Origin of the sequence: Gilliamella sp. Pas-s25, assembly GCF_009795885.1 — a bacterium.
Lineage (GTDB): Bacteria > Pseudomonadota > Gammaproteobacteria > Enterobacterales > Orbaceae > Gilliamella.
Genome location: NZ_WTEV01000106.1, coordinates 1 through 220, shown reverse-complemented (window position 1 = coordinate 220; position 220 = coordinate 1). Strand labels below are relative to the sequence as shown.

Genomic DNA, 220 nt, shown 5'->3' with positions numbered 1-220 from the left:
AACGAAGAATGTAATCGTTTATGATTATACCAATAAGCATAAGCCGAAAAAGCGCGTTGTAACTCAGCCGTTGAGTTGAAACGTTTGATCCTCGCCAAAATATTAGACAGTGCCCACCTCTATCATTTTTTCGTATTGGTAATATTGTTGTTCATATTGTTCAGGTGATACCCAGCCATTAGCTGAATGACGGCGTATCCGATTATAATAGATTTCAATA

At 37.3% G+C, this 220-nt stretch carries 1 protein-coding gene; it reads right to left on the bottom strand.

Translation table 11 applies throughout. The features are described 5' to 3' along the window. On the bottom strand, nucleotides 1-98 hold a 98-nt coding region (locus GQ593_RS14390), incomplete at its 3' end, for an IS3 family transposase (protein ID WP_160432489.1). Nucleotides 99-220: the final 122 nt, after the last annotated feature.